This window comes from Amycolatopsis sp. NPDC005232, assembly GCF_040607795.1.
Taxonomy (GTDB): domain Bacteria; phylum Actinomycetota; class Actinomycetes; order Mycobacteriales; family Pseudonocardiaceae; genus Amycolatopsis.
Genome location: NZ_JBEXHL010000045.1, coordinates 19,435 through 42,547, shown reverse-complemented (window position 1 = coordinate 42,547; position 23,113 = coordinate 19,435). Strand labels below are relative to the sequence as shown.

Here is a 23,113-nt window from a genome sequence, read left to right as displayed (position 1 = left end):
GGCGAAGGGGCCGCGGCGGCCGCGTCAGTACCGGGCCAGGTCCTGCACGATCGGACCCGAGGCGGGCACGCGAAACCACCACCATCCCCGACCGATGAGGTCGATGTCCGCGACCTTCGCCATCCGATCGCCGGGGTCTTCGACGGTGAAGGACCGGAACAGGTCGTCGGCCGCCGTGACGTCCGGACGGACCCGATCAGCGAGCCCGGGCTCGAGGCCCGCGAGCGCGTCCTCCACGAAGTCGCGTATGAACAGCGCGGCGGCCAGGTCGTGTTCGGTCCACACAGTGTGGTCAGTTGGGGGCAGCGTGCGATCGCTGTCGAGCTTCTCGACGTGGAGGAACCAGGCTTTCGCCAAGCGCAGGGCATCGTGGCCGTCGCCCGGCCCGGGCTTGTTGTCGACGATATCCATCCCTTGACATCGTTCCAGGGACCGGCTTGGCGATCGACAGATTTATGGTGACAAGGCGTTCTTGAGGCCCGGAACAATGACGTGGCGGCATCCATATCGGACGGTGAGTACATTGTGGACCCTCATCTCACCTTCTTCCGCGACACAGGAACCGCGGGCCAGTAAGGCAGAAGCCAGTGCAGCAGCAGCCCGGACAGAGCCGAGACCGTCACGGCCCCCGCCGAGCCGAAGATCGTGAACTGCTCGTCCACCTCGATACCGGCCGATGCGGTGATCACCCAGCCCAGGCACCACAGCACGGGCATCGCGACGGCCCAGGCCCAGCGGTGGCGCGCGGCCGGGGGCAGGGCGGCCAGCTGCGCGGCGCCCAGCAGTGCGCCGGTGAAGGCGCCCATGATCGCGAGGTCGGCCGGTGAAGTTCCGTAGTCGACAGCGGCCGCGCCGATGAACAGGCCCGCGCCCATGCCGACGGTGGTGGCAGGGATCCAGCGCAGCGGGTCGAGCCGACGGCGGCTGACGAGGGCCTGGCCGGTGCCGACGACCAGTCCGGTCACCGCGCCGCCGAACAGCGCGGCCAACGGGCTGTCGACCCGGCCGACGACGGCGCCGCCCGCCACGCCGCCGAGGGGGAAGGCGAGGAACCCGACCGTCCAGAGCACCCACGTCGCGAGGAACGAGTTACGCGGCATCATCGGCATCTCCCCTGATCAGCAGCATGGTCACCCCGAGCGCGGCCACCCACAGCCCCCAGGCCACGCTGCCGAGCAGCCCCGCCAGGTCCCAGACCGGGAAGCCGGGCACGGCCGTGGCGAGGATGTCGCCTTGGTTCAGCAGGTAGAGCGCGCTGACGAACAGCCCGGACACCCCGATCCACCGCGGCAGCACGCCGGTGTGCAGCACGATCGCGCAGAGCACGACCGACCACACGATCACCAGCAGCTGCCCGAGGTGCTCCCCCCAGCAACGCCCCTCCGAACTGGTGCTGCGCCGTCCACGCGGCGTTCACGGCGGCTTGGGTGGTGGCGTCGCCGGTGACATACGAGGCGGCGAGCTGCGGGACCACGAAGACCCACCGCAGGAACCCGATGAGCGACAGCACCACCGAGGTCGCGCCCACGTACGTCGCCGCGCGCAGCAGCGGGTCGCTCCGGCGGCCGAGCGCGGCCGGGAGCAAGAGGACGGGGGCCAGGAGGATCGCATACGTCCAGGCCGTGGCGAACCACGTCCACACAGGACTCGCGCCGCCCGCGGCGAAGGCCGGCAGCACGATGTCACCGGGCCGGCGCAGGATGTCGGGCCAGTCGAAGGTCGCGGACAGCACCGTCGCGGCCACCGCGAAGGCGATCGCAACCGCCAGGAAGAGGCCGCCGGTCGTCTGTCTGAGGCGGGTGGTCGTCCCCGCGGTGGTGAGTGCCATGCCGGCCCCCTCTGGGCGCGATGTGGACGCTGCCGGATCACGGTACGTGGCGGGGTCCCCGGTCGAGGTCACTCACGGAGACGGCCGAAGTGCGCGAGAACAACGGTGTGGAACCTCGTGGCTGTGGCGGAATTGCAGGACGAGGGCGGCATCCGTGCGCACGAGGTGGGTGCGCGCTCGGTGCCGGTCACCGCCACAAAGCCGGAGTTTTCACGGCGGCCGCAGTAGGGTTTCGGTCGTGCGCGAAGACAACGTCCGGAGTGAGCGAGTCGCGAAGATCGTGATCACGGTCCTGGGCGGATTCCTGGTCGCGCTGGGAGTCTCCGCCGCGGCGGGGCTTGTGTTCCTGATGGCCCTGGCGCACAGCAATCGTGACTTTGCGGGCTCCGGGGGAATGTTCACGACGTTCGGCCTCGCGGCAGCGTGGACGATCCTGGGCGGGGCAGCGGCGATCCAGGCCTCCCGGCGGGCGCGCACCCGGGCGATCTGGCTGACGGGTCTCCCCTGCCTCACACTCGGTGCGGTGCCGGCCGCTGTCGTCGCGGTCGACGTGTTGTTCCTCATTCCTGGCTGACGTTCACGAACGAGGACCGCAGCTGTCCGCGATCGGTTCTAGCGTCGGCCAGGTCTGAAAGCAGCAGTGGGAAGGAACCCAGTGAACTTCGCGTCCTTACGGATCATCACCGGCGACGTCGGGCGGCTCGTCGCGTTCTACGAGCGGGTCAGCGGACACGCGGCGAGGTGGAGCACGCCCGATTTCGCCGAGGTGGGATTTCCGTCGTGCACGTTGGCGATCGGGAGTACGCGCACGGTCGGACTGTTCGGGGCCGGGTCGGCGGAGGCCGGGGTGAACCGGTCGGTGATCGTCGAGTTCATCGTGGACGATGTGGACGCGCGGTACGCCGAGTTGAGTGAGTGGCTGGAGGAAGTGGTGACCCCGCCGACGACAATGCCGTGGGGGAATCGCGCCTTGTTGTTCCGCGATCCCGACGGGAATCTCGTCAACATTTTCACGCCGGTCACCGAGGAGGCCGTCGCGAAGTTCGTTGCGGTGTCACGGTAGGCGCCGGCCACCTACCCGGGCGAGGCCGGCGACGCAACCCGCAGGGCCCACGAGCCGGGGTTACCGTCGAAAGTGATGGACCACAGCGAGCAGGGAGGTCGTCATGGCCGGAAAGTTCGAGGTCTACGAAGACAAGGCTGGAAAATTCCGGTTCCGCCTCAAGGCCGGCAACGGTGAGATCGTCGCCACGGGTGAAGCGTACGAAAGCAAAAAGGCGGCGAAGGCCGGATGTGAAGCGGTTCAACGCGCAGCGGCCGGTGCGGCTGTCGTCGACGCGTGAGCGAGCCGGCTGGTCTGTCCTTTTCAGACCGACCACCCGGCGCGCCCAGCCCCCGGCACAAAGGAAAGATCAGGCAGGTTCGACGCGGAACACCGCGATCCGGTCGGCCGATTCGGCCACCGCGTCCGGCGAAGCGGCCCCGGCCAGCCCGGTGGTCACGAAGCGTTTGCCAACGCTCGCGGGACTTGTGGCGACCAGTTGACGCAGCAGCGGACGCCGGTCCTCCACCGGGACCTCGACCAGCCGCGCCGTCAGGGCTTTTCGGCCTCTCGTGAGCGTCACGGTGTCCGCGGCGCGCGCGTTGGCGACCCACGCCGCTTTCGGGAAGGCCTGGAAAATGTAGCGGCCGCCGCTGAGTTCGTTGACGGCGATGGGGAACGTGCGCGGCTGCCCGGTGCGCCGGCCCTTCACGGTGAGCAGCTGCATCGGCCCGAACGCGATCCCCCCGCGCTGGAGGCCGACGATGATCTTGTTGATGGTGTTGGTCATCCGGCGGTAGCTGTCTGTGCTCATGCTGCCGATGGTACTCCAAGTTCTACGAGAACGATATAATATCGAACACGTACATCACCAGGACGCCCATCACTGGAATGCCTAAGCCGCTTCGGCCGCGATACCCTATGGATTCCATACGAACCAAGAGGGGACGGCGGCATGAGTCCAGCCCCCGACCGGGCCACGGCGCGGCGGCGACGGCAGCTGACGACGTCGGTCAAGGACGCCGTTCGCGACCTGAACATCCAGCTGTCGCTGCTCAACCGGCGCTTCGGCAGCCGCGTGGAGCTGCGTGACGTCGACTGGACCTGCCTTGACTTCATCAACCGACACGGCCCGCTGTCGCCGACCGAGCTCGCGCGCCGCGCCGGGCTGCACCCCGCGACGCTGACCGGCATCCTGGACCGCCTGCAGAAGGGCGGCTGGATCGTCCGCGAGCGCGACCCCGAGTCGGCCGACCGCCGCGCCGTGACGCTGCGCGGGGTGCGCGAACGCAACGCCGAGCTGTTCCAGGTCTTCTCCGGCATGAACACGCGCATGGACGACCTCTGCGACCGTTACACCGACACCGAGCTCGAGGTGATCGCCGACTTTCTCCGCCGAACGTCTACGGCTGGGGAGGATTCTGCGGAGGAGCTGGCGCAAGGCTGACGCCGGCCGTGTGGAGGGGCGTCGGCCAGGTCCGACCCCGCAAACGAAAGTGCCGGCGGAATCGCGTTCCGCCGGCACTCCCTCCTTGCGCGTGGCCTTCCGGTCCCCCCGGCACCGAGAGATCAGCTACCCGCGGGCCGGAAGATCGAAACGGCGCTGTGTCCTGCGCCACACCCGACTCAGGCCGGGGCGCCGCCCATCATCCGCAGCATCGAGCGGCCGCCGGTCCGGGCGAAGCGGACGACGAGCAGGCCCGCGAGCAACAGGAAAGCGATGTTCAGCCACGTCGTGTAGTTCCACGAAATGCCGTCTTGCGGGACGGTGGCCGTGCGGGATGTCGGGGTGAGGCCGGTGACGCCAAAGAGAAGTTCGATCGCATAACCGGCCACGACCATGGCCGCGTAGAAGGTGCCGAGCAGGACCAGGGCCATGCGGAGGCCGTAGTACTTCCGGTAGATGTTGAGGATCGGGAGGATCAGCAGGTCGGCGAAGACGAACGACAGCACGCCGCCGAAGCTGATACCGCCGTTCCAGAGCACGGCGGCCAGCGGGACGTTGCCGATCGAGCAGACGAACGACAGGATCGCGACCAGCGGGCCGACGAGCGGACCCCACAGCGCCGACACGAGCGGGTCGTCGACGAAGAAGAACGCGCGCCAGAACGAGTCGGGGACCCAGGCGCCGATCGCGCCCGCGATGAGCAGGCCGATGACCAGGTCACGCAGGATTGCGGCCCACTCCATCACGAACACGTGCGCCACTGCGGTGAACCCGGCGCCGGAAGCCAAGCGGCGCAGCAACGATCCCTCGCCCGCCACGGACATGTCCATCGCGGCATGGCCTTCCATGGAGCCGGCCACGCCCTTGTCGGCTTGCGAACGCGCGGCGCGGATCAGCCGTTGCCGCACGAACAGCCGGAACAGCACCGCCACCAGCACGATCATGATCGGACCGCCGACGAACTCCGCGACGGTGAACTGCCAGCCCAGCAGCAACGCCATGATGATGCCGAGCTCCACCACCAGGTTCGTCGACCCGATCTCGAACGCCATCGCCGCGGTGAAGCCCGCGCCCTTGCGGAACAAGGACCGCGCCAGCGCCACGGCCGCGTAGGAGCACGAGGACGAAGCCGCGCCCAGCAGCGTAGACACCGCCAGCGTGCGGGGCCGGTCGTCGCCCATCAGCCGCACGATCGTGGACTTGCGCACCACCGCTTGCACCACGGCGGACAGCACGAACCCGAGGATCAGCGCCCAGAGGATCTCCCAGGCCATCGACCCCGCCAACGCCAGCGCGTGCCCGATCGCTGCCACCTGACCTCCGGATACGGTATGGGGGTATTCAGCCGGAGACTCTAACCTGCGGGACGGATCCGGGCCAGGCGAGTGACCTCAGCGGACGACCTCGTAGTGCAGGTGGGTCACGCCCGGCGCCGGGACGACTTCGATCAGGCGCAGGTTCACGTGCGCCGGCAGCTCGTGGAAGAACGGGCGGCCTCTGCCCAGCAGGATCGGCACTTGGTGAAGCACGACCTCGTCGACGAGCCCGGCGGCGAGGGCCGAGCTGGCGAGTGCTCCGCCCATCACGCCGACGTCCTTGCTGCCGGCGATCTTCCGCGCGGCGGCGATGGCGTCCGCGATACCGGTGGTCACCAGCGTCTGCGCCTCGCTGATCTCGGGCACGTCGTGGTGGCTGACGACGACCAGCGGCGCCGTCGGGTGGGGGCTGCCGCCGCTGAAGTGGCTGGAGTGTTCGTAGGTCGTCCGGCCGGCGACGGCGGCGCCCAGGCGGGAGGCCAGCCCGTCGAAGAAGCGGGCGCTCGGTTCGCTCAGCCTGAAGCCGTCGAACGTGGTGCTCAGCGTGTCGCCGTCGGAGTACCAGTCGAAGAGCATGGCCGCGTCGCCGAGGCCGCGGCCGAACTCGGCCTGGCCTTCAGGCGTGTGGCCGCTGAGGTAACCGTCGACCGAGACGGCGTGGGCGGTGATGACCTTGCTCATGGCGGTCTCCTTCGGTCCGGGACTGCCCATTCTGCCCAGCTCAGAGCCGGTGCCGCCACGGAAAACCCGTGGCGGCACCGGCGGGGCGAGCCAGGGCCGACCCCCGAGAAGGCCCCGGCGAAGCTACTCGGCCAGCCGCGCCTGCACCTTCGAAACAGCATCGGCCTGCGAAGGAGTCACCTGTCGCGCCGAAGCCACCTCCGCGCCACAAAACTTGTCCGCCGCCGGGCGCATGCCGTCCACCAGGAACCGGGTCACGGCGTTGTAGCCGCAGCCGTTGAGCGTCGGCAGCCAGACTCCGTGGCCGCCTTGGTCGACGGTGACCATGCGGGTGTCGATCGAGCGCGGCCACGCGTTGTCGCCGCAGACCACGGAGATCATGGTGCTCTTCTGGCTCTGCAGGTCGGTTTCCCCGCCTTCGGGCGCGGGCAGCGGGCCGGCCTCGCCGTTCTGCAGGCCCTGCCACAGCTGCGCCAGCGTGGGGAAGCTGGAGTTGCTGTACACCAAAGAGAAGCTGCTCTGCCGGAACACGGAACCGTCCAGCGTCCCGAGCGGTTGCCGGTCGAGCTGCGTGGCGGCTCGGCTGGGCCCAGGACCACGCGGTGGAGCTGCTCGACATCCAAGCCGGCCCGACGCGGCTCGACGACGTCTTCCGCGCCCTCGGCAGCTCGTGAACCCTTGAGAGAAGGACGTTTCCGTGCGCAACTACCTGTCGAACGCGATGCAGAAGACGCAGACCCGGACGCGGCACGAAGCCGCCCGGTATGCGCGTGAGCACGACTGGCTCTAGCGTCCGTCCACTGCGGACCTGAAACAAGCGGACACAAAGAAAGGCAGGAAATACTTCTCCTGCCACTTCCAACGTATACCGCACCCCGGGGCTTGCGGCAAGACCCTGGTGACGGCGCACAATCGTCCACCGTGGCCGGAACCCGGGGTGTCCGGCCCGGAGTCGAAAGTGAAGCGGGGGAAGTTTTCGTGATCGATGTGCTCATCGCCGGCGGCGGGCCGACCGGCGTGATGCTGGCATCCGAGCTGCGGCTGCAGGGCCTGGAAGTGGTCGTGCTGGAGCGCGACGCCGGGCCGAGCAAGATCGTGCGCGGGCTCGGCCTGCACACTCGCAGCCTGGAGGTGCTGGACCAGCGCGGGCTGCTGGAGCGGTTCCTGGAGCTCGGTACGACCTACCCGATCGGGGGGTTCGCGGGCATCGCCAAGCCGATCCCGCCGAACCTGGACACCGCGTTCCCGCACACGCTCGGCCTGGCGCAGACCGTCGTCGAGCGGCTGCTGAGGGAGCACGCGCTCGAGGTCGGCACGGACCTGCGGTATGGGTGCGAGGTAGTCGGGCTGAGCCAGGACGACGAAGGCGTGACGGCAGAGCTGGCCGACGGCTCGCAGCTGCGTTCGCGCTACCTCGTGGGCTGCGACGGCGGCCGCAGCACCGTGCGCAAGCTGCTCGGGATCGAGTTCTCCGGCCACCCGTCGCGGCAGGAGTGGCTGCTCGGCGAGGTGGAGCTGACGGCGTCTGCCGACGAGGTGCTCGCCGTGATGACGGAGGTCCGCAAGACCCAGCTCGGGTTCGGCGCCGGCCCGCTGGACACCGGGGGCTACCGGCTCGTCACGCCCGCGCTGGAGGTGGCCGAGGACCGCACGCGCCCGCCGACGCTGGAGGAGCTTCGAGATGCCACCCGCGCGACCGCCGGAACCGATTTCGGCATGCACTCGCCGCACTGGCTGTCGCGCTTCGGCGACGCCACCCGCCTGGCCGAGAGCTACCGGTCCGGCCGCGTGCTGCTGGCCGGCGACGCGGCGCACATCCACCCGCCGATGGGCGGGCAGGGGCTCAACCTCGGCATCCAGGACGCGTTCAACCTCGGCTGGAAGCTCGCGGCCGCAGTGCGCGGCTGGGCGCCGGACGACCTGCTGGACACCTACGAAACCGAGCGCCACCCGGTGGCCGCGTCCGTGCTCGACAACACGCGCGCGCAGGCCGAGCTGATGTCGCTGGAGCCGGGTCCGCAGGCCGTGCGCCGGCTCATGTCGGAGCTGATGGACTTCGAAGAAGTGCGGCGGTTCCTGATCGAGAAGGTCTCCGCGATCGGCATCCGCTACGACTTCGGCGACGGCCCCGACCTCCTCGGCCGGCGGCTGCGCAACGTGAACCTGAAGCGCGGCCCGCTCTACGCCCAGATGCACGCCGGGCGCGGGCTGCTGCTCGACCAGACCGGCGCGCTTTCCGTGGCGGGCTGGGCGGATCGCGTGGACCACGTCGTGGACGTCAGCGAGGAGCTGGACGCGCCCGCCGTGCTGCTGCGGCCGGACGGGCATGTGGTGTGGCTCGGTGACGACCAGCAGGAGCTGGCGACCCGGCTTTCGCGGTGGTTCGGCGCCTGATTCCGGGTTCGACGCGGCCGGCGTTCTCTTCGAGCCGCCGGCCGCGTCCACGCGGTCAAGCCTCGCTGCCCCAGCCGCGCTGGAAGCCGTCCGAGGTGAGGCCCTCGCGTTCGCCCGCGGCGTGGAAGATCGGCAGGTAGCGCTGCGCTTCGAACTCGCCGAGTTCCTTGAGCGCGGCGACTCCGGGGGACGCGAGCCAGGCGTCGAGGTCCGCGGGTGAGTCCCAGTGCGTGAGCAGGAGGTAGCGCACGGGCGCGAGCTCGGGGAATTCCTGCAGCGGCCCGACGAGCTGGAACGGCTGCGCCTCGAACTCGCCGACCACGGTTTCGAACGGCCGCACGCCGAACCCGGGCAGGCTTTCGGTCAGCTCCGACAGCACCTGCGCGGCTTCGGTTTCCGACAGCGGGGTCTGGCGCGCGAGGGCGATCTCCGAGAACACGCGGCCCTGGATCTCCTCGCCTTCCGAGGGAAGGCGCCACTTTCGCAGGTACACCGACTTGAACCACGTCCGGTGCGCCTTGTTCTGCACGGCCGTGTGCGCGCGGTCGTGGTACCAGTCATCCATCGCCGCCGGCGTCGACCACTTGCCGCAGAAGTACAGCCACGGTGAGTTGGCGATGGGCCCGCCGATCACGGCGCGGAACCCCGGCGACGCCGCCGCCACGGGACCGAACTTGTCCTGCGCTGCCCAGAATTGCTCGTCGACACCGGGATTGAGCGTGAAGCACGCCTCCATCACGGTGAGGGTCTGCGGGATCGTCGTCGAAGAGGTCATGCGTCGTCCCTGTCGGTGTGTGGTGGTTGCCGCTGACAACAGCACGGAAGTCCGTGCCACCTCGGGCTTTCAGTGCCGCACACCATATGCCCCACTTGCGACGGTCGTCAACGACAAGCGATACAAGAAGGGTCGACTGGGTGAACTGTCCACAATGGCTGCGAGTTTGAGAACACAACCGTGTGCAGTGATGTTGACCGGAGAGTGCGCCGAGGGCTACCGTCTGATTCCATCGAACACCCGCGTGCCATGAAAATCGGCTCGTCGCCCCGAACGGAGCTCTCCCCGTGGCCCCCTCGTTTCCCCTGCCCACTTCAGCCGACGGCATCCCCGACGCGTTGCTAGCCCGCTTCAACTCCGGCGACGTCGACGCGATGCAAGACCTCTACGCGCCCGAAGCCGTATTCGTGACCAACCCGGGAACCACGGTGAGCGGTTGACCGGCGATCCGCGAGCAGCTCGCCGTGTTCCTCGAGCGGAAGCTGCCCATGCACTGCGAAGTGCGCCACGCGTTCGTGGCCGGCGAGGTCGCGATGTTCGCGCTCGACTGGCGCCTCGAAGGCTCCGACGTTTCCGGGCTGTCGACCGACATCGTGCGCCGCGGCACCGACGGTCGCTGGCGCTTCGTGATCGACAATCCCTTCGGCACCGCGGCTCGCGAACCCGCGTGAAGAACTCGCCCGCCCGGTCGGTTGCCGGACGGGCGAGCGTCGCGGGAAAGACTCAGGCGCGCATTTCCACCGTCGATGCGCAGGGTGGCGCCGGAGACGTAGCTCGCGCCGGGACTCGCGAGGTAGGCGACGGCGGCGCCGATGTCTTCGGGCTTGCCGACGCGGCGCATGGGGACCGTCTGCGCGAGGACGGCGTGGTCGAGGATCAGCATGTCGGTGTCGATCGCGCCGAGCTGGACGGTGTTGACGGTGATGCCGCGCGGGCCGAACTCGTGCGTCCAGGACCGGGCGTAAGCCTCGATGGCCGCCTTTGTCGCGGCGTAGTCGCCGAAGCCCGGGCCGCCGCCGCTGTAGATCGCACTGGTCGAGCTGATCAGCATTGACGGGGCGGCGAGAGCCCCGAGACTTATTTCTCTGCCGGACGGCTACTTGGTGATCGTTGCTCGGTGATTGAGCACTAGGATCGCTGAATGGAGCTGAGGCAGGTCGAGCACTTCCTCGCGGTGGTGCGGTGCGGGAGTTTCACCGCTGCCGCACAGGAGGTGCACGTGGTGCAGTCGGCGCTGAGCGCGTCGATCCGCAAGCTCGAGGGCGAGCTGGGCACGCCCCTGTTCGAGCGGACCACGCGGCGGGTCGCGCTGACCGAGGCCGGGCGCGCGCTCGTGCCGGCGGCGCACCGGATCGTCGCCGATGTGGTGGCCGCGCGCGGCGAGGTGGCGGCCGTCGCGGGGCTCACGAGCGGGCGCGTGTCGATCGGGACCATCCAGACGCTGACGGTCGTGGACCTGCCGGCCAAGCTCGGCGTGTTCCGCACGCGGTACCCGGGCGTGCGCATCCACGTGCGCGAGGGTTTGGTGCCCGATCTGGCGGCGGCGGTCGCCAGCGGTGAGCTGGACCTGTCGTTCCTCGCGGGCGAGGAACCGTTGACCGACGAGCTGAGCAGTTTCGCGCAGTGGAGCCAGCACCTGGTGTTGCTGTGCCACCCCGGCCACCGCCTGGGCCGCCGCCGCCGCGTCCGCCTGGCGGAGCTCGACGACGAGCCATTCCTGGACTTCAGCGGCAGCGGGATCCAGGCCATGGTCGCGCGCCGCTTCGCCGACGCGGGGCTTCGGCAGAACCGCGTCTGCGAGGCCACGCACATGCCGCTGCTGGTGGAGCTCATCGCCGCCGGGCTGGGCGTCAGCATCGTGCCGGAGCCGGTGGCCGAGCGGTCCGGCCTGCCGTTCGCGCGGATCGAGCAGCCCACGTTCAGCCGCGCGATCCACCTGGCGGGCCGGGGTCCGGCTCCGGCGAACCCGGCCGCGCGGGCCCTTCTGGCGCACCTGCTCTCCTGACCTTGGGCTTCGCGAACAGCAGCCCACACCCCACGAGCGCGAGCGCCATGGCCACCGTCGTGTAGCCCACGAGCGCCGCGACCGCCGCCAACGCCAGCGCGCGCACGCCGAAGCGCCGCAACAGGCGGACGAGGTCCGTGGTCTCGGTGTCCATGCCGTCGAGTATTCGCCTGGCCGGCTCAGCGAGTCCAACGCAGAATTTTGCTGGTATTCAGCTGTGTGGGAGCTGAATCAGGACGCGTGTCGATTTCGGGGAACGCCGTTCGACGTACTCGTGACCGATGCGAGGAGGAAACACATGGCGCACGACACGAACGGTCCCATCAGGCTCTACATGTCGATGTCACTCGACGGGTTCATCACCGGGCCCGACGACCGGGCCGGACAGGAGCTCGGGAAGGACGGCGGGAGGCTGTTCAACTGGCTCGACGACCGCCACGGAGACGGCCCCAGCGGCCGGATCTTCCGCGAGGCCATGGCGACCGGCGCGGTGATCTCGGGGCGGCGGACGTTCGAGCTGGCCGGGCGGTGGCAGGGCGACCACCACGACGGCGTGGCGATCAACGTCCTGACGCACCACGTCGATCCGGACGACCGTCCGCCCGGCAGCACGCGGTTCTTCACCGACGTCGGCGAGTGCGTGGCAGAGGCGCGAGCCGCCGCGGGTGGGCGCGCGGTGCTGGTGCACGGCGCGGGTGCGGCGCAGGCGTTGCTGCGCGCGGGTTTGCTGGACGAGCTGGAGATCCACCTCGTGCCGGTGTTGCTGGGCGGTGGGCGTCGGCTGTTCGACGACACGCGCGTCGAGCTGCGGCAGGTTCGGCAGCTGACCGATCGGGACGTCACGCACCTGCGTTATGCCGTGGCGGGCCGCCCCCGCTGACGGAGGCGGCCCGCTGGGTCAGGAAATCAGCTGTGCGCCGCGGCCAGCTGGGACTGGTCGGTGGCCGGCGGGACGAGCTTCGGGTATTCCTTCTGGAACTTGGTGATCATCGTCGCGGAGGGGACGATCTTGTTCGGGTTGGCCTGGCTCGTGGCCTGCTTCTCGCCCCACGCGCCGGCGGCCTTGCGCTGGTCGGGGGTGCCGTGGCTGTGCTGGCAGTCGCCGATGGAAGCGTTGAGGTAGGTCACTTCCTGCTGGGTGCGGGCGTCCCACGCCTCACCCTTGGCGTGGGCGACGAAGTAGCCGCCGTACGCGTCGGGGCCCATCTCGCCGGACTCGTTGCGCGGGAAGTTGTCGTGGGCGAAGTCAACCTGGTGGCCGTATTCGTGGCCCAGCACGGCTTCCACCGCGACGTCGTCGAAGCCGAGCAGGTTGGTGGTGTCGAGGATGCCGTCACCGAGCATCACGCGCTTGCCGCCGAAGCTGTCGGCGGGTGCGGAGAACGCGTTGAGCGTGAGCAGCGGGTTACGGCCGCCTTGCAGCACCGGGAGCTCGAAGAGCACCTTGTTGGCGAGCGCGGCCGCGTCCTTCACGCGGGCCGGCGCGAGGCCGAGGCCGAAGGTCTGCGCCATCTTCGCCGGGCTGCCGAGGTCGGTGCCCTTCCACGCGACGAGCTGCACGTTCCAGCTCTCGATGTCCCAGAACCCGCGCAGCTTCGAGATGGCCGAGGTGGCGCGCGACGTGTACTGACCGTCGGTGCCGAACACCTGCGGCTGCTTGTCGGTGGCGACGCCCTGCGCGTAGAGCTGGCCGAGCGCGGAAAGCGCGTCGAAGGCCTGCCCCTCGACCGGCGTGAGCTGCGAGGCGAGCTGGTTCGCATACGTCAGCAGCGCGCCCTCGGTGCAGTCCGCGGCCGGCTTCTGCTTCGCGTTGCCCTGCTTCTGGCCGATGTGGTCGATCGGCGAGTCGATCAACGAGTCGACGCCGGCCCGCGCGCTCGCGGGAATTCCGCCGTACAGGTCCACGACGTCCTGGTACAGCTGCGTCACGTCCTGCTCGACCGTCGACGGCGCCGGCTCGGCCGCGAACGCCGGCACGGCCGTGGCCACCGTGAGCGCGCACAGCGTGCCCGCCGCGGCCAGAGTTCTGCTGAGCGTGCGTGGAAGTTTTGGCACAGGTGTTCCCCTCCTGAGAAAAGACCCGGGATCAAGATCGACAAGCAAGATCACCTTAGGGCGGACTCAGGCCCCGAAACGGGCGTCACTCGAAGACCCCCGAGATGGCCTACACCATTCGGCGGGTTCACGTAGCCGAAAGTACTAGGTCTGGACCGGTCGTCAACAACGACCGACGAAAGTTCTGGGCCAGGCAGGGGAAAACAGCGGTTCGGACACAACCTTTTCGCGCCACGGCGATTCCGGCAGGAGAGGCGATGCCCTCTCCCGCCCAGAGGGAAACCCGTGGCGGAGCGCGACGTGTCAGCCGTGGGCGTCGGTGGCCCAGAATTCCTTCAGCTCGTCGGTGACGCCGTAGTGCTCGCCTTTCGCCCGCTGCGCGCGGAAGTCCGGCGCCTGATCGAACCCGACTCGCCGGCGTTCCTCAGGCGAGGGTTCCGGGAGTTTCCGGCGCCGCTTCCGGGCGAGGTCTCGCGGCCGGCCTTCGTGGACGAACACGGCGGCCGCGGCGATCGCTCGGGCGACCATCATGCTTGCACCCGAGGGCGTCGTGGGGCCGTGCAGGAGGATCCAGTCCGCGGCGGCGCACACCTTCATGAAGTCGTCCTCGCTGCACAAGTAGACCCATTCGGCCGCGGCCTCTTCCCCGTATTCGAGCAGATCCCGCGCAGCCAATCCCCTGCTCGTGGACAGCATCGCGCTCCCCTTCTCACTGCATTTCGAATGAGTGCAGCAAGGCCGGAAATCGCTCGAACGCTTCTCCCAGCCGCGAAGCGAGCTCTTTCAGCAAAGGCAGCCGCGTGGCCACGAACTCGTCCACCGGCAGGTAGCCCGACACCGTCGAGCAACTGACGCCCGCGACCACCGTGCCGCCGAAGACCGGGCAGCCCAGGGCGGTGATGCCGACGTCGAGCTCGTCGACGACCACCGCGTAGCCGTCCTCGCGGGCTTGCGCCAGCGAACCGCGCAGCGACTCGGCAGAGGTGATCGTGGAGGCCGTCCGCGGGGCGAGCGTGGCGGCGGCGAAAAAAGCATCGACCACAGCCGGACGCTCGTGCGCCAGGATCGCGCGACCGGACGCGCTGACGTAAGCCGGCACCCGAGCCCCGGGAGTAATCGCGAAGCGCATCAACCGGTCCGTCTGCACGTGGCAGACGTGGAGGATGTCCGTGCCCGCCAGCGCCGTCAAAGAAACGCTGTCGCCGGTTTCGTCGCGGACGCGTTGAAGCAGCGGCTGCGCCAGGCTGCTCAGGTTCATCGCGCGTGTGTAGCCCGCCGAGAGTTCCAGCACGCGCGGCGTGAGGACGAACCGCTTGTCGACCTGCGCGAGGTAGCCGAGCTCCACGAGGGTGAGCAGGAAGCGGCGCGCGGCGGCCGGGCTGAGGCCCGTGGCGGCCGCGACCTGACTCAGGGACATTTCGGGCTGATCGGGCCCGAACGCCCGCAATACGGTCAATCCCCTGGCCAGCGAGGTGACGAACTGTTCCTTGTCCGCGCTTGACATCGTCGCGCTGCCCTTCCTAATCTCCGTTTACCGCCTAGCGGAAAGATATTCGCTAGGCGAAATTTTAGCACTGCTCCGGCTCAACGAGGAGGCTCGGCGTGCGAACCAATGAACAATCGGCACACCTGACCAGACGGGCGACCATCGCCGCGACCTTCGGCACCGTGGTCGAGTGGTACGACTTCTTCCTCTACGGCACGGCTTCCGCGTTGATCTTCCCGAGCCTGTTCTTCCCGTCCGCCAGCTCGCTCAACGGTTCGCTGCTGTCATTCGCCACCTTCGCCACCGGGTTCGTCGCCCGGCCGCTCGGCGGGGCGATCTTCGGGCACGTCGGCGACCGCATCGGGCGCAAGAACGCGCTGGTCATCACGCTGCTGGCCATGGGCCTGGCGACGCTGGCCGTCGGCCTTTTGCCCACGTACGGCCAGATCGGCGCACTTGCCCCGATCCTGCTGGTGGTGCTGCGGATCGTGCAGGGCATCGGCACCGGCGGCGAGTGGGGCGGCGCCGCGCTGCTGACCAAGGAGAACGGCAGCAGCCGGCCCGGGTTCTGGGGCGGGTTCCTGTCCAGCGCGGTGTTCGTGGGGCTGATCTTCGCGTCGGTCGTCTACGTCGTGATCGGCGCGCTGGTGACCAACGACCAGCTGCTGTCGTGGGCCTGGCGCATCCCGTTCCTGCTCAGCGTCATCCTCGTCGGCGTGGGCCTGTGGGTGCGCAAGGGCCTGCCGGAGACGCGTGAGTTCGCCCGCATCAAGCAGGCCGGCGAGCAGGAGCGCGCCCCGCTGGTCAAAGCGTTCAAGCAGCCACGCAACATGCTCGCGATCTTCCTCATGCGGGTCGGCCAGAACGCCACGTTCAACATCGTCTCCGTCTTCATCCTCACCTACGCGACCAAGCAGCTCGGCCTCGGCAAGTCGCAGATCCTGTGGGCGACGGTCATCGGTGCCGCCGTCGCGTGCGTGCTCTGCCCGGTCTACGGCCACCTCGGCGATCGCTTCGGCTTCGGCCGCGTGATGATCGTCAGCCTGCTCTTCCAGGCTGTGTTCGCGTTCCCGTTCTTCCTGCTCGTGGACAGCAAGGGCGTCGCGCCGGTGATCATCGCCGTCACGGTCGGGATCGCCGGTGCCGGAGCGGCGACCGACGCCATCCAGGCCGGCTACTTCGCCGGGCTGTTCAGCACGCGCAGCCGCTACAGCGCCATCTCCGTCGGCCGCGAAGGCGGCACGGTGGTGGGTGGTGGCCTCGCGCCGCTGATCGCCACGGCGTTGCTGGGCTGGCTCCACGGCAGCCCCTGGGCGATCGCCGGCTGGATGACGCTGACGAGCTTGATCGGCATCGGCGGAGTGCTGCTGGTGCGCCCGCACCACGCGGCCGAAGACGTCGTCACCGAGTCCGGCCGCGCCGGTTCGGCCCTGATCTGAACGGGAACCGCGTATGACAACGGGAAACCTTGTGCTCGACGCCGCCGGCAGCACGGTGGGCACGCTCTTCGAAGACCGCGCCCGGACGCACCCCGGCCGCGTCGCGCTGCAGTCCGGCGAGCGGCAGGTGACCTACGGGGAGCTGGCCGAGCGCAGCCGCCGGATCGCCGCGCTGCTGGCGAGCCGGGGCGTGCGGCGCGGCGACCGGGTGGCGCTGGTTTCGGAGAACCGCACCGAGTACCTGGAGATCACGCTCGCCGTGGCGCTGCTGGGCGCGATCGTCGCGTGCCCCGGCCTGCGGGCGGGCGCGGACGAGCTCGTGGCCTGCCTCGACCTCGTCGAACCCACGGTGCTGGTGACGTCGCCGCGGGCCGACGAGAAGTTCGCCCCACCACTGGGTTCCCGGCCGCGGCTGCTGCTCGGCGAGGCTTTCGAAGCGGAACTCGCGGCGACGACCCCGTGGGCCGGACCGTCCGCCGCGCGGCCGGAAGACGTCCTGATCATCATCTACACCAGCGGCACCACCGGCGTGCCGAAGGGCGCGGCCATCAGCCACCGCGCCGAGATCGCACGCAGCTCCGCGACACGTGCGGAGTACCGGCTCGCGGGTGACGACGCGTTCGTCGCCTGGTCGCCGTTGAGCCACATGGGCGCGTTCGACAACTCGGTGAGCACGCTCATCAGCGGCGGCAAGGTCGTGGTGGTCGACGGTTTCGACGCGGCCGAGCTCGCCCACGTCGTGGCCACCGAACGGCTCGGGTGGCTGCTGCTGATGCCCGGCACTGTCCGGCGCTTCGCGGACGTCTTGCGGGACAAGCAGATCACGCCCGCCGGGGTGCGCCTGTGCGGGGTGATGCCGGACCTCATCGGGCCGGACGAGATCGCCGAGATCACCGCGCGGCTCGACGCGCCGTTCGCGAACACCTTCGGCACCACCGAAACCGGGTGCCCACCGTGTTCGGGCGACGCCCTTGCCGTCGGTGTCGAGCCGCGGTCACTGTCCAAGGTGCAGAGCGGCTACTGCGAAATCCGGCTCGTCGACCCGGACGACCACGACGTCGCCGACGGCGAACCCGGCGAGATCTGCATGCGCGGGCCCACGGTGTTCAGCGGCTACTGGAACGACCCGGCCACCACCGCGCACGACTTCCGCGGCGGCTGGTTCCACCTCGGCGACGTCTTCGTGCGCAACCCCGACGGCACGCTGGACTTCGTCGACCGCGCGAAGTACCTGATCAAGAGCGGCGGCGAGAACATCTACCCCGCCGAGATCGAGCGCGCCCTGCTGCGCCACCCCGAAGTGCTCGAAGCCGTTGTCGTCCGCCGCGCCGACCCGACGTGGGGTGAGGTGCCGGTCGCGTTCGTGGCGCGCGCCGCCGAGGCGGCCGTGTCCGCCGAAGACCTGATCGAGCTGTGCGGCGAGCGGCTGGCGAAGTACAAACGGCCGCGCGAGATCCGGTTCGTGGCACCGGAGACGTTGCCGCGCAACGCGTCCGGGAAGGTCGTCCGCAGCGAGCTCGAGAAGCAAGCCTGAGCGTCGAAGGAAGGAACACGCATGTTGGGTGATTCACCGGAGTTCCGCTCCGACATCAGCTGGAGCACGTCGAAGAGCATCACGGTGTTCGGCCACGACCTGGTCGACGATCTCGTGGGCAAGGTCGACCTGGGCGACATGGGGTTCCTGGAGCTGACGGGCCGCCTGCCGACGCCAGGTGAGTCCACCGTGTTCAACGCGCTCACCGTCAGCCTGGTCGAACACGGCATGACCCCGAGCGCGATCGCTTCGCGGCTGACGCACTACGGCGCGCCGGATTCCTTGCAGAGCGCCGTCGCGGCCGGGCTGCTCGGGCTCGGAACCACGTTCGTCGGATCCATCGAAGGGGCCGCGCGCTATGTTCAGGAAGCGGACCTCGAAGGCGACCTCGCCGCGGAGGCGGGCGTGATCGTCGAACGGTTCGTCGCCGCGAAGACGCTCATCCCCGGCATCGGCCACCCCATCCACAAGCCGCTCGACCCGCGCGCGGAGCGCCTGTTCACGCTGCTCGACGAGGCCGGCCTCACCGGGCCGGAGGTCGCGTTGATCCGGGAAGTCGCGCGCCAGGCGGGAATCGCGCTGGGCAAGGAGCTCCCGGTCAACGTCACCGGCGCGATCGGCGCCATCGCGTCGCGGCTGGGCATCGACTGGCGGGCCGCGCGCGGCATCGGCGTGATGGCGCGCGCCGTCGGCCTCGTCGGCCACGTGCTGGAGGAGATCCGCAGGCCGACCGCGCCGGCCATCTGGCGTGAGGTCGACGAGGCCGCGACGCGCCACCACGGGTGAGCGCCACGGGGCCGGGCTCGTGCCCGGCCCCACGCGCTCAGCCGTCGATCGGTTCCAGCCGGCCGAGGATCTCGTCGCGGCGGGACTCGAACTGCTCCGGCAGCTGGAAGCGCTTACCGAGCTCCTGCGGTGACTCGTCGCAGTCCCAGCCGCCCTCGTTGTGCGTCACGGCGAGCTCGAACAGCGCGCCACCCGGCGACCGGACGTAAATCGACTTGAAGTACTTGCGGTCCCGCAGTTCCGACAGATCCGTGTAGCCGGCGCCCTCGATCTCGAACTTCAGCTCGTCCTGGTTCTTGAGGTTGTCGGCGTTCCACGCGAAGTGGTGGATGGTGCCGGCGCCGTAGATCCACGTGCCGGGACCGTCGGTGCGGTTGACGACGAGCTCGACCGCGCCGCCGAGCCCGGATCGGCCCGCCTCCAGCGCGAACCGGTCGCCCTCGGCCAGGCCTTCCCGCGCGCCGAGGTGGTTGGCGGCGAACTCGACGGCGGTGTCCGGGCCGGTCACGTGCACGCCGACGCCGTAGATGCCGTGGATCGCGTACTCCTGCGGCACACCGCCGCCGGTGAAGCCGCGCCGCGGGTCGTCGTCGACCTCCACGAGCTGGTACTCGATGCCGCACGGGTGGCGGAACAGCACGCGGCGGCGGTCGAACACGGTCGCGTCGCGCACGTCGGCCGCGCGGTCCTTGAGCCGGTCGGCCCAGAAGTTCAGCGAACCCGACGGGACGGCGAGCAGCACCTCGCGCGCCTGGTTGGTGCCGCGGCGGCCGTTGATCCCGGCCTGCCCGAAGGGGAACGTGGTGAGCACGGCGCTCGGGTCGCCGTCGGCGTTGCTGTAGTAGAGGTGGTAGATCGGGATCTTGCCGTCGAACAGCACGGTCCGCTTGATCAGGCGGAGGCCGAGGACGTTCACGTGGAAGTCGACGTCCTCCTGCGCGCCGGCCACTGACATCGTGATGTGGTGGCTACCGTTGAGGTACGACATTCGGGCTCTCCTTTTCTGTGGTGTTCACGAGTTTTCCGGCCACCGGAGCTGCACGGGCTCGGTCAGCCGGTGCACGAGTTCGCCGGTGTCCAGCAGCAGTTCTTCGCGCCACGGCGCGGCGGTGAGCTGGACGCCGATGGGTAGCCCGGCGGGGTCGAAACCGCCGCGGACGACGAGGGCGGGCAGTCCGGCGAGGCTTTGCGCGGCGATTCCGGGGAGGATGATCGCGCGCACGTCCGCCGGGATGGCGTCGATCGGCGGCGGCGCGATGGGGACGGCGGGCGAGAGGACCACGTCGACGCGGGTGAACAGCTCGCCCCACATCGAACGCACGTAGGCGCGGCCTTCCTGGGCGTCGAGGTAGTCGGCGGGGTCGGCCGCGTCAGCCAGTTCCAGGCGAGCGCGAACGTCGGCGCCGTACTCGTCGGCGCGGTCCGGCCAGAGTCCCTCGCGCATGTGGCCGAGGCGGCCTTCGGCCAGGATTGTCGTTCCCAGCAACGGGTTCGCGGCAGGGAGGGCACCGGCGTCAAGCTCCACGACGGGCAAGCCGGCGTTCGCCAGCAGGTCCGCGATGGTGGCGCAGACCTGGCCCGCCTCGGTGGTGGGGTCGTCGAGCAGCAGTCCGACACGCACTGCCGTGGTGGTGGGTCGCGACGCCGGGCCGATGACCGTCCACAGCAGACGGAGGTCCTCGACCGTCCGCGCCATCGGGCCCACCGCGTCGGCCGAAGGTGCCAGCGGCCGGACGCCGGTGACGGGGACCGCGCCGAACGTCGGCCGCAGACCCGTCAGCCCGCAGAACGCCGAGGGCAGCCGGATGGACCCGGCGGTGTCGGTGCCGAGGGCGAGCGGCGCGTACCCGGCCGCGAGCGCCGCCGCCGAACCGCCGCTCGAACCACCCGGCGTGCGCGTCGGGCCCCACGGGTTGCGGGTCGGGCCGAAGTGCGGGTTGTCGGTGGTCACGCCCCACGCGAACTCGTGCGTGGCCGTCTTGCCCAGCACGATCGCCCCGGCCCGGCGGATTGCCGCCACCACCTCGGCATCTGCGACGGGTACGTGGTCGGCGAACATCGCTGATCCGTACGTGGTGCGCAGGCCTTCGGTGTCGATCAGGTCCTTGACGAGCACGGGGACGCCTTCGAGCGGCCGCGCGGTGCCGTTGGACCACCGCAGTTCGGCGCCTGCGGCATGGCGTGCCGCGGCGTCGAAGTTGGCCGTGGTCAAGGCGTTCAGGCTCGGTTCCCACTCCGCCGCGCGGCGGGCGAGTGTTTCGACCACCTCCACGGGGGACACGTGACCGGCGCGGAAGGCGGCCAGCAGAGCGATCGCGGACGAGGGCGGAGGAGGTGCTCCGCCCGGTGTGAGGGGACTCATCCCGTCGGGCATGTACTGCACCGTACAGTCGATCTAGGCTCAGCGCTACGCCCCCTGCGCGCCGCACCCGATGAAGGAGAGCCCGATGAAGATCGCGATCCTCGACGACTACCAGCAGGTCGCGCTGACCTTCGCCGACTGGGACTCCCTCGGCGCCGAAGTGCGGGTCTTCACCCGGCCGTTCACCGGACCGGACGACGTGGTGGCCGGCCTGGCCGGCTTCGACGTCGTGGTCGCGATGCGCGAGCGAACCCGGTTCCCCGCCGAGGTGCTCGACCGCCTGCCGGACCTGAAACTGCTGGTCAGCACCGGTCTGCGCAACGCCGCCATCGATCTCGCGGCGGCCCAGCGCAACGGTGTGGCCGTGTCCGGCACCGGCTACGACGGGCGTTCGACGGTGGAGCTGACCTGGGCGCTGATCCTCGCCGCCGCGCGCAACCTCCCTGCCGAGTTCCGCTCGACGCGCGAGGGCGGCTGGCAGGTCGGCGTCGGCACGACGCTGCAGGGCAAGACACTCGGCGTGCTCGGGCTCGGCGACGTCGGTTCGGCCGTCGCACGCATCGGCCAGGCGTTCGGCATGAAGATCCTCGCGTGGAGCCGCAGCCTCACGCCGGAGCGCGCCACAGCTCACGGCGCCACCGCCGTGAGCAGGGAAGAGCTGCTCGAACGGGCTGACGTCCTGTCGATCCACGTGGTGCTCTCGCGGCAGACGCGCGGCCTCATCGGCGCCGGCGAACTGGCGCGGATGAAGCCGTCCGCACTGCTGGTGAACACCTCGCGCGGCCCGATCGTCGACGAGGCTGCGCTGCTCGACGCGTTGCGCCGCAAGGTGATCGCGGCCGCCGCGCTCGACGTGTTCGACCTCGAGCCGCTGCCCGCCGACCACCCGCTGCGCGGCCTCGACAACGCGATCCTCACGCCGCACATCGGGTACGTCGCGAAGGAGCTGTACACGACGTTCTACCGCGACGCCGTGGAGGACATCGCCGCGTTCCAGGCCGGTGAGCCGATCCGGCTGATGGGCTGAGGTCATCCGACGGCCGCCCGGGCCGTCCAGAGCTCCGGGAACGGCAGCTCGTCCAGCGTCGGCGACAACCACGTCACGCCGGGTTCGCCGTGGTACGCGGCGCGATCGCCGAACGTCCGGCGCACCGACATGAGGTGCCGGTACTTCCAGTTCGTGAACTGTTCGGCGACGTCCGCCAGGGCCTCACCCAGCGCGAACAGGTCGCCGCGCGGTTTCTCGTAGACCTCGCGCCAGACCTCGACGACGGCCGCGTCGGCGACGTAGGGCTCGGCGAAGTCACGCTGCTCAACCCGCACGGGATGGCCGCGGCGGGCAAGATAAGCCAGCACGTCGTCGTACAGGCTGGGCTCGCTGAGCGTTGCCCGCAGCTGGTGTTGACGGGTGGGCGTGGCGTCGAACGGTGTGAGGTCGTCGCGTGTCTTGAGGCCCAGCACGAAGACCAGCCGGCGGTACATCCACGACTGCAGGGCGCTGTCCTTGCCGTGGCGTTCGGCGAGGCCGCGCAGCACGGGCAGGAGGTCGGCCGGCGTCAGCCAGGCAAGCGAGTCCCACATCCCGCTCAACGCGCGCAGGTGAGCGGCGGCGCGGCGAAGGGTGGCCAGCGTGCGGGTGAGGTCGTCGGCGCGCAGCTCGACCTGAGCGGTGCGCAGCTCGTGGACGACGAGACCGAAGTACAGCTCCATGACCTGCGCGTTCACCAGGAACGCGGGCTCGGCCGGGCTGTCGCTGACCAGGTCCTGGAGGGTGTGCAGCTCCTCGTTGCGGACGTAGGCGGCGTACGGCGTGCGCTCGCCGGGCGCGTCCGGGCCCAGCTCGTTGAGCATCGCGTGCTTCCGTCCGACAGCGCCCATGACCAGCTCCTCGTCCCGGATTTCGCGGATCACCTGCGTATAGTGAATAGGGAACCTAGCCGGGACCGGCGGGTATAGTCAAGGA

26 protein-coding genes and 5 pseudogenes are annotated in these 23,113 nt (G+C 69.7%); 15 read left to right on the top strand and 16 right to left on the bottom strand.

Annotation, left to right across the window (positions count from 1 at the left end; all coding sequences use genetic code 11):
• Window positions 1-24: 24 nt before the first annotated feature.
• From ABZU76_RS45825 to ABZU76_RS45810, 4 genes and pseudogenes are all read right to left on the bottom strand, one after another.
• Complete coding sequence (locus ABZU76_RS45825; protein WP_354882973.1) at window positions 25-411, bottom strand: hypothetical protein; 387 nt, start codon at window positions 409-411, stop codon at window positions 25-27.
• Between the two features lie 122 nt (window positions 412-533).
• Window positions 534-1,103 carry a hypothetical protein gene (locus ABZU76_RS45820; protein ID WP_354882970.1) on the bottom strand — a complete coding sequence of 190 codons (570 nt, stop codon included), beginning with the start codon at window positions 1,101-1,103 and terminating at the stop codon, window positions 534-536.
• Window positions 1,090-1,362: pseudogene (locus tag ABZU76_RS45815) on the bottom strand (DUF4386 family protein); the annotation flags it as partial. The pseudogene ABZU76_RS45815 and the gene ABZU76_RS45820, both read right to left, overlap by 14 nt.
• A 37-nt stretch (window positions 1,363-1,399) precedes the next feature.
• Window positions 1,400-1,828, bottom strand: a pseudogene (locus ABZU76_RS45810) (DUF4386 family protein); the annotation flags it as partial.
• Between the two features lie 238 nt (window positions 1,829-2,066).
• Between ABZU76_RS45810 and ABZU76_RS45805 the strand changes: the two are divergent.
• The 3 genes from ABZU76_RS45805 to ABZU76_RS45795 all read left to right on the top strand — a co-directional run bounded on the left by ABZU76_RS45805 (window position 2,067) and on the right by ABZU76_RS45795 (window position 3,171).
• Window positions 2,067-2,402: a hypothetical protein gene (locus tag ABZU76_RS45805; RefSeq protein WP_354882967.1), complete on the top strand. Its 336-nt coding sequence runs from the start codon at window positions 2,067-2,069 to the stop codon at window positions 2,400-2,402.
• 81 nt (window positions 2,403-2,483) lie between these two features.
• A complete protein-coding gene (locus ABZU76_RS45800) occupies window positions 2,484-2,891 on the top strand; it encodes a VOC family protein (RefSeq protein ID WP_220246767.1) in 408 nt (135 codons plus the stop codon).
• Between the two features lie 103 nt (window positions 2,892-2,994).
• Window positions 2,995-3,171: a DUF1508 domain-containing protein gene (locus ABZU76_RS45795; RefSeq protein WP_354882964.1), complete on the top strand. Its 177-nt coding sequence runs from the start codon at window positions 2,995-2,997 to the stop codon at window positions 3,169-3,171.
• A 69-nt stretch (window positions 3,172-3,240) separates the two neighbouring features.
• Here the strand turns inward: ABZU76_RS45795 and ABZU76_RS45790 are convergent, their stop codons facing one another.
• Window positions 3,241-3,684 (bottom strand): nitroreductase family deazaflavin-dependent oxidoreductase, encoded by a 444-nt coding sequence (locus ABZU76_RS45790; protein WP_255638712.1) that lies wholly within the window; start codon window positions 3,682-3,684, stop codon window positions 3,241-3,243.
• Window positions 3,685-3,825: 141 nt separating this feature from the next.
• On the opposite strand from ABZU76_RS45790, the gene ABZU76_RS45785 reads away from it, so the two are divergent.
• The gene (locus ABZU76_RS45785) at window positions 3,826-4,317 is read left to right on the top strand and encodes a MarR family transcriptional regulator (protein ID WP_354882960.1); all 492 of its coding nucleotides are present in this window, start codon (window positions 3,826-3,828) and stop codon (window positions 4,315-4,317) included.
• Window positions 4,318-4,496: 179 nt separating this feature from the next.
• On the opposite strand, the gene ABZU76_RS45780 is transcribed toward ABZU76_RS45785, so the two are convergent.
• The 3 genes from ABZU76_RS45780 to ABZU76_RS45770 form a co-directional block, all read right to left on the bottom strand.
• Entirely contained in the window at window positions 4,497-5,630 is a 1,134-nt protein-coding gene (locus tag ABZU76_RS45780; RefSeq protein ID WP_354882957.1) for a permease, read from the bottom strand.
• A 78-nt stretch (window positions 5,631-5,708) separates the two neighbouring features.
• Window positions 5,709-6,314 (bottom strand): dihydrofolate reductase family protein, encoded by a 606-nt coding sequence (locus tag ABZU76_RS45775; RefSeq protein ID WP_354882954.1) that lies wholly within the window; start codon window positions 6,312-6,314, stop codon window positions 5,709-5,711.
• A 123-nt stretch (window positions 6,315-6,437) separates the two neighbouring features.
• The gene (locus ABZU76_RS45770) at window positions 6,438-6,818 is read right to left on the bottom strand and encodes an alpha/beta hydrolase (RefSeq protein WP_354882951.1); all 381 of its coding nucleotides are present in this window, start codon (window positions 6,816-6,818) and stop codon (window positions 6,438-6,440) included.
• Between the two features lie 74 nt (window positions 6,819-6,892).
• Between ABZU76_RS45770 and ABZU76_RS45765 the strand changes: the two are divergent.
• The 3 genes and pseudogenes from ABZU76_RS45765 to rox all read left to right on the top strand — a co-directional run.
• Window positions 6,893-6,988, top strand: a pseudogene (locus tag ABZU76_RS45765) (ABC transporter ATP-binding protein); the annotation flags it as partial.
• 4 nt (window positions 6,989-6,992) lie between these two features.
• Window positions 6,993-7,104 (top strand): annotated as a pseudogene (locus tag ABZU76_RS45760) (DNA-binding response regulator); the annotation flags it as partial.
• Between the two features lie 188 nt (window positions 7,105-7,292).
• Window positions 7,293-8,708, top strand: coding sequence for a rifampin monooxygenase (gene rox, locus ABZU76_RS45755; protein WP_354882948.1), 1,416 nt, complete (start codon window positions 7,293-7,295; stop codon window positions 8,706-8,708).
• A gap of 55 nt (window positions 8,709-8,763) precedes the next feature.
• Here the strand turns inward: rox and ABZU76_RS45750 are convergent, their stop codons facing one another.
• Complete coding sequence (locus ABZU76_RS45750; protein ID WP_354882946.1) at window positions 8,764-9,483, bottom strand: hypothetical protein; 720 nt, start codon at window positions 9,481-9,483, stop codon at window positions 8,764-8,766.
• A gap of 287 nt (window positions 9,484-9,770) precedes the next feature.
• On the opposite strand from ABZU76_RS45750, the gene ABZU76_RS45745 reads away from it, so the two are divergent.
• The gene (locus ABZU76_RS45745; RefSeq protein WP_354883045.1) at window positions 9,771-9,923 is read left to right on the top strand and encodes a nuclear transport factor 2 family protein; all 153 of its coding nucleotides are present in this window, start codon (window positions 9,771-9,773) and stop codon (window positions 9,921-9,923) included.
• Between the two features lie 24 nt (window positions 9,924-9,947).
• Entirely contained in the window at window positions 9,948-10,154 is a 207-nt protein-coding gene (locus ABZU76_RS45740) for a hypothetical protein (RefSeq protein WP_354883042.1), read from the top strand.
• A gap of 125 nt (window positions 10,155-10,279) precedes the next feature.
• Here the strand turns inward: ABZU76_RS45740 and ABZU76_RS45735 are convergent.
• Window positions 10,280-10,534, bottom strand: a pseudogene (locus ABZU76_RS45735) (SDR family oxidoreductase); the annotation flags it as partial.
• Between the two features lie 90 nt (window positions 10,535-10,624).
• Here ABZU76_RS45735 and ABZU76_RS45730 point away from each other — a divergent pair.
• Both ABZU76_RS45730 and ABZU76_RS45725 read left to right on the top strand, forming a co-directional pair.
• On the top strand, window positions 10,625-11,488 hold the full coding sequence (locus ABZU76_RS45730; protein WP_354882943.1) for a LysR family transcriptional regulator: 864 nt from the start codon (window positions 10,625-10,627) through the stop codon (window positions 11,486-11,488).
• A 298-nt stretch (window positions 11,489-11,786) separates the two neighbouring features.
• Complete coding sequence (locus ABZU76_RS45725) at window positions 11,787-12,368, top strand: dihydrofolate reductase family protein (protein WP_354882940.1); 582 nt, start codon at window positions 11,787-11,789, stop codon at window positions 12,366-12,368.
• 26 nt (window positions 12,369-12,394) lie between these two features.
• Here the strand turns inward: ABZU76_RS45725 and ABZU76_RS45720 are convergent, their stop codons facing one another.
• The 3 genes from ABZU76_RS45720 to ABZU76_RS45710 all read right to left on the bottom strand — a co-directional run bounded on the left by ABZU76_RS45720 (window position 12,395) and on the right by ABZU76_RS45710 (window position 15,047).
• Window positions 12,395-13,543 (bottom strand): hypothetical protein, encoded by a 1,149-nt coding sequence (locus tag ABZU76_RS45720; RefSeq protein ID WP_354882937.1) that lies wholly within the window; start codon window positions 13,541-13,543, stop codon window positions 12,395-12,397.
• Between the two features lie 303 nt (window positions 13,544-13,846).
• A complete protein-coding gene (locus ABZU76_RS45715; protein ID WP_354882934.1) occupies window positions 13,847-14,239 on the bottom strand; it encodes a hypothetical protein in 393 nt (130 codons plus the stop codon).
• A gap of 13 nt (window positions 14,240-14,252) precedes the next feature.
• Window positions 14,253-15,047, bottom strand: coding sequence for an IclR family transcriptional regulator C-terminal domain-containing protein (locus ABZU76_RS45710; RefSeq protein WP_354882931.1), 795 nt, complete (start codon window positions 15,045-15,047; stop codon window positions 14,253-14,255).
• Between the two features lie 98 nt (window positions 15,048-15,145).
• Between ABZU76_RS45710 and ABZU76_RS45705 the strand changes: the two genes are divergently transcribed.
• The 3 genes from ABZU76_RS45705 to ABZU76_RS45695 are packed head-to-tail and all read left to right on the top strand — an operon-like array spanning window position 15,146 to window position 18,788.
• Window positions 15,146-16,468, top strand: coding sequence for an MFS transporter (locus tag ABZU76_RS45705; RefSeq protein ID WP_354882928.1), 1,323 nt, complete (start codon window positions 15,146-15,148; stop codon window positions 16,466-16,468).
• A gap of 13 nt (window positions 16,469-16,481) precedes the next feature.
• The gene (locus tag ABZU76_RS45700; protein WP_354882925.1) at window positions 16,482-18,002 is read left to right on the top strand and encodes an AMP-binding protein; all 1,521 of its coding nucleotides are present in this window, start codon (window positions 16,482-16,484) and stop codon (window positions 18,000-18,002) included.
• A gap of 21 nt (window positions 18,003-18,023) precedes the next feature.
• Window positions 18,024-18,788 (top strand): citryl-CoA lyase, encoded by a 765-nt coding sequence (locus tag ABZU76_RS45695; protein WP_354882922.1) that lies wholly within the window; start codon window positions 18,024-18,026, stop codon window positions 18,786-18,788.
• Between the two features lie 37 nt (window positions 18,789-18,825).
• Here the strand turns inward: ABZU76_RS45695 and ABZU76_RS45690 are convergent, their stop codons facing one another.
• Together ABZU76_RS45690 and ABZU76_RS45685 are read right to left on the bottom strand one after the other, a co-directional pair.
• Window positions 18,826-19,776 (bottom strand): ring-cleaving dioxygenase, encoded by a 951-nt coding sequence (locus tag ABZU76_RS45690; RefSeq protein WP_354882920.1) that lies wholly within the window; start codon window positions 19,774-19,776, stop codon window positions 18,826-18,828.
• A gap of 24 nt (window positions 19,777-19,800) precedes the next feature.
• On the bottom strand, window positions 19,801-21,162 hold the full coding sequence (locus ABZU76_RS45685; protein ID WP_354882918.1) for an amidase: 1,362 nt from the start codon (window positions 21,160-21,162) through the stop codon (window positions 19,801-19,803).
• 73 nt (window positions 21,163-21,235) lie between these two features.
• On the opposite strand from ABZU76_RS45685, the gene ABZU76_RS45680 reads away from it, so the two are divergent.
• On the top strand, window positions 21,236-22,177 hold the full coding sequence (locus ABZU76_RS45680) for a D-2-hydroxyacid dehydrogenase family protein (RefSeq protein WP_354882916.1): 942 nt from the start codon (window positions 21,236-21,238) through the stop codon (window positions 22,175-22,177).
• 2 nt (window positions 22,178-22,179) lie between these two features.
• Here the strand turns inward: ABZU76_RS45680 and ABZU76_RS45675 are convergent, their stop codons facing one another.
• On the bottom strand, window positions 22,180-23,061 hold the full coding sequence (locus ABZU76_RS45675) for a tryptophan 2,3-dioxygenase family protein (protein WP_354882913.1): 882 nt from the start codon (window positions 23,059-23,061) through the stop codon (window positions 22,180-22,182).
• Between the last annotated feature and the right edge of the window lie 52 nt (window positions 23,062-23,113).

Coding starts and splice junctions, on each gene's coding strand:
- ABZU76_RS45680 (WP_354882916.1), top strand. CDS start 21,236: ATGAAGATCGCGATCCTCGACGACTACCAGCAGGTCGCGCTGACCTTC.
- ABZU76_RS45695 (WP_354882922.1), top strand. CDS start 18,024: ATGTTGGGTGATTCACCGGAGTTCCGCTCCGACATCAGCTGGAGCACG.
- ABZU76_RS45750 (WP_354882946.1), bottom strand. CDS start 9,483: ATGACCTCTTCGACGACGATCCCGCAGACCCTCACCGTGATGGAGGCG.
- ABZU76_RS45790 (WP_255638712.1), bottom strand. CDS start 3,684: ATGAGCACAGACAGCTACCGCCGGATGACCAACACCATCAACAAGATC.
- ABZU76_RS45690 (WP_354882920.1), bottom strand. CDS start 19,776: ATGTCGTACCTCAACGGTAGCCACCACATCACGATGTCAGTGGCCGGC.
- ABZU76_RS45785 (WP_354882960.1), top strand. CDS start 3,826: ATGAGTCCAGCCCCCGACCGGGCCACGGCGCGGCGGCGACGGCAGCTG.
- ABZU76_RS45710 (WP_354882931.1), bottom strand. CDS start 15,047: ATGTCAAGCGCGGACAAGGAACAGTTCGTCACCTCGCTGGCCAGGGGA.
- ABZU76_RS45685 (WP_354882918.1), bottom strand. CDS start 21,162: ATGCCCGACGGGATGAGTCCCCTCACACCGGGCGGAGCACCTCCTCCG.
- ABZU76_RS45795 (WP_354882964.1), top strand. CDS start 2,995: ATGGCCGGAAAGTTCGAGGTCTACGAAGACAAGGCTGGAAAATTCCGG.
- ABZU76_RS45700 (WP_354882925.1), top strand. CDS start 16,482: ATGACAACGGGAAACCTTGTGCTCGACGCCGCCGGCAGCACGGTGGGC.
- ABZU76_RS45715 (WP_354882934.1), bottom strand. CDS start 14,239: ATGCTGTCCACGAGCAGGGGATTGGCTGCGCGGGATCTGCTCGAATAC.
- ABZU76_RS45775 (WP_354882954.1), bottom strand. CDS start 6,314: ATGAGCAAGGTCATCACCGCCCACGCCGTCTCGGTCGACGGTTACCTC.
- ABZU76_RS45730 (WP_354882943.1), top strand. CDS start 10,625: ATGGAGCTGAGGCAGGTCGAGCACTTCCTCGCGGTGGTGCGGTGCGGG.
- ABZU76_RS45725 (WP_354882940.1), top strand. CDS start 11,787: ATGGCGCACGACACGAACGGTCCCATCAGGCTCTACATGTCGATGTCA.
- ABZU76_RS45820 (WP_354882970.1), bottom strand. CDS start 1,103: ATGATGCCGCGTAACTCGTTCCTCGCGACGTGGGTGCTCTGGACGGTC.
- ABZU76_RS45825 (WP_354882973.1), bottom strand. CDS start 411: ATGGATATCGTCGACAACAAGCCCGGGCCGGGCGACGGCCACGATGCC.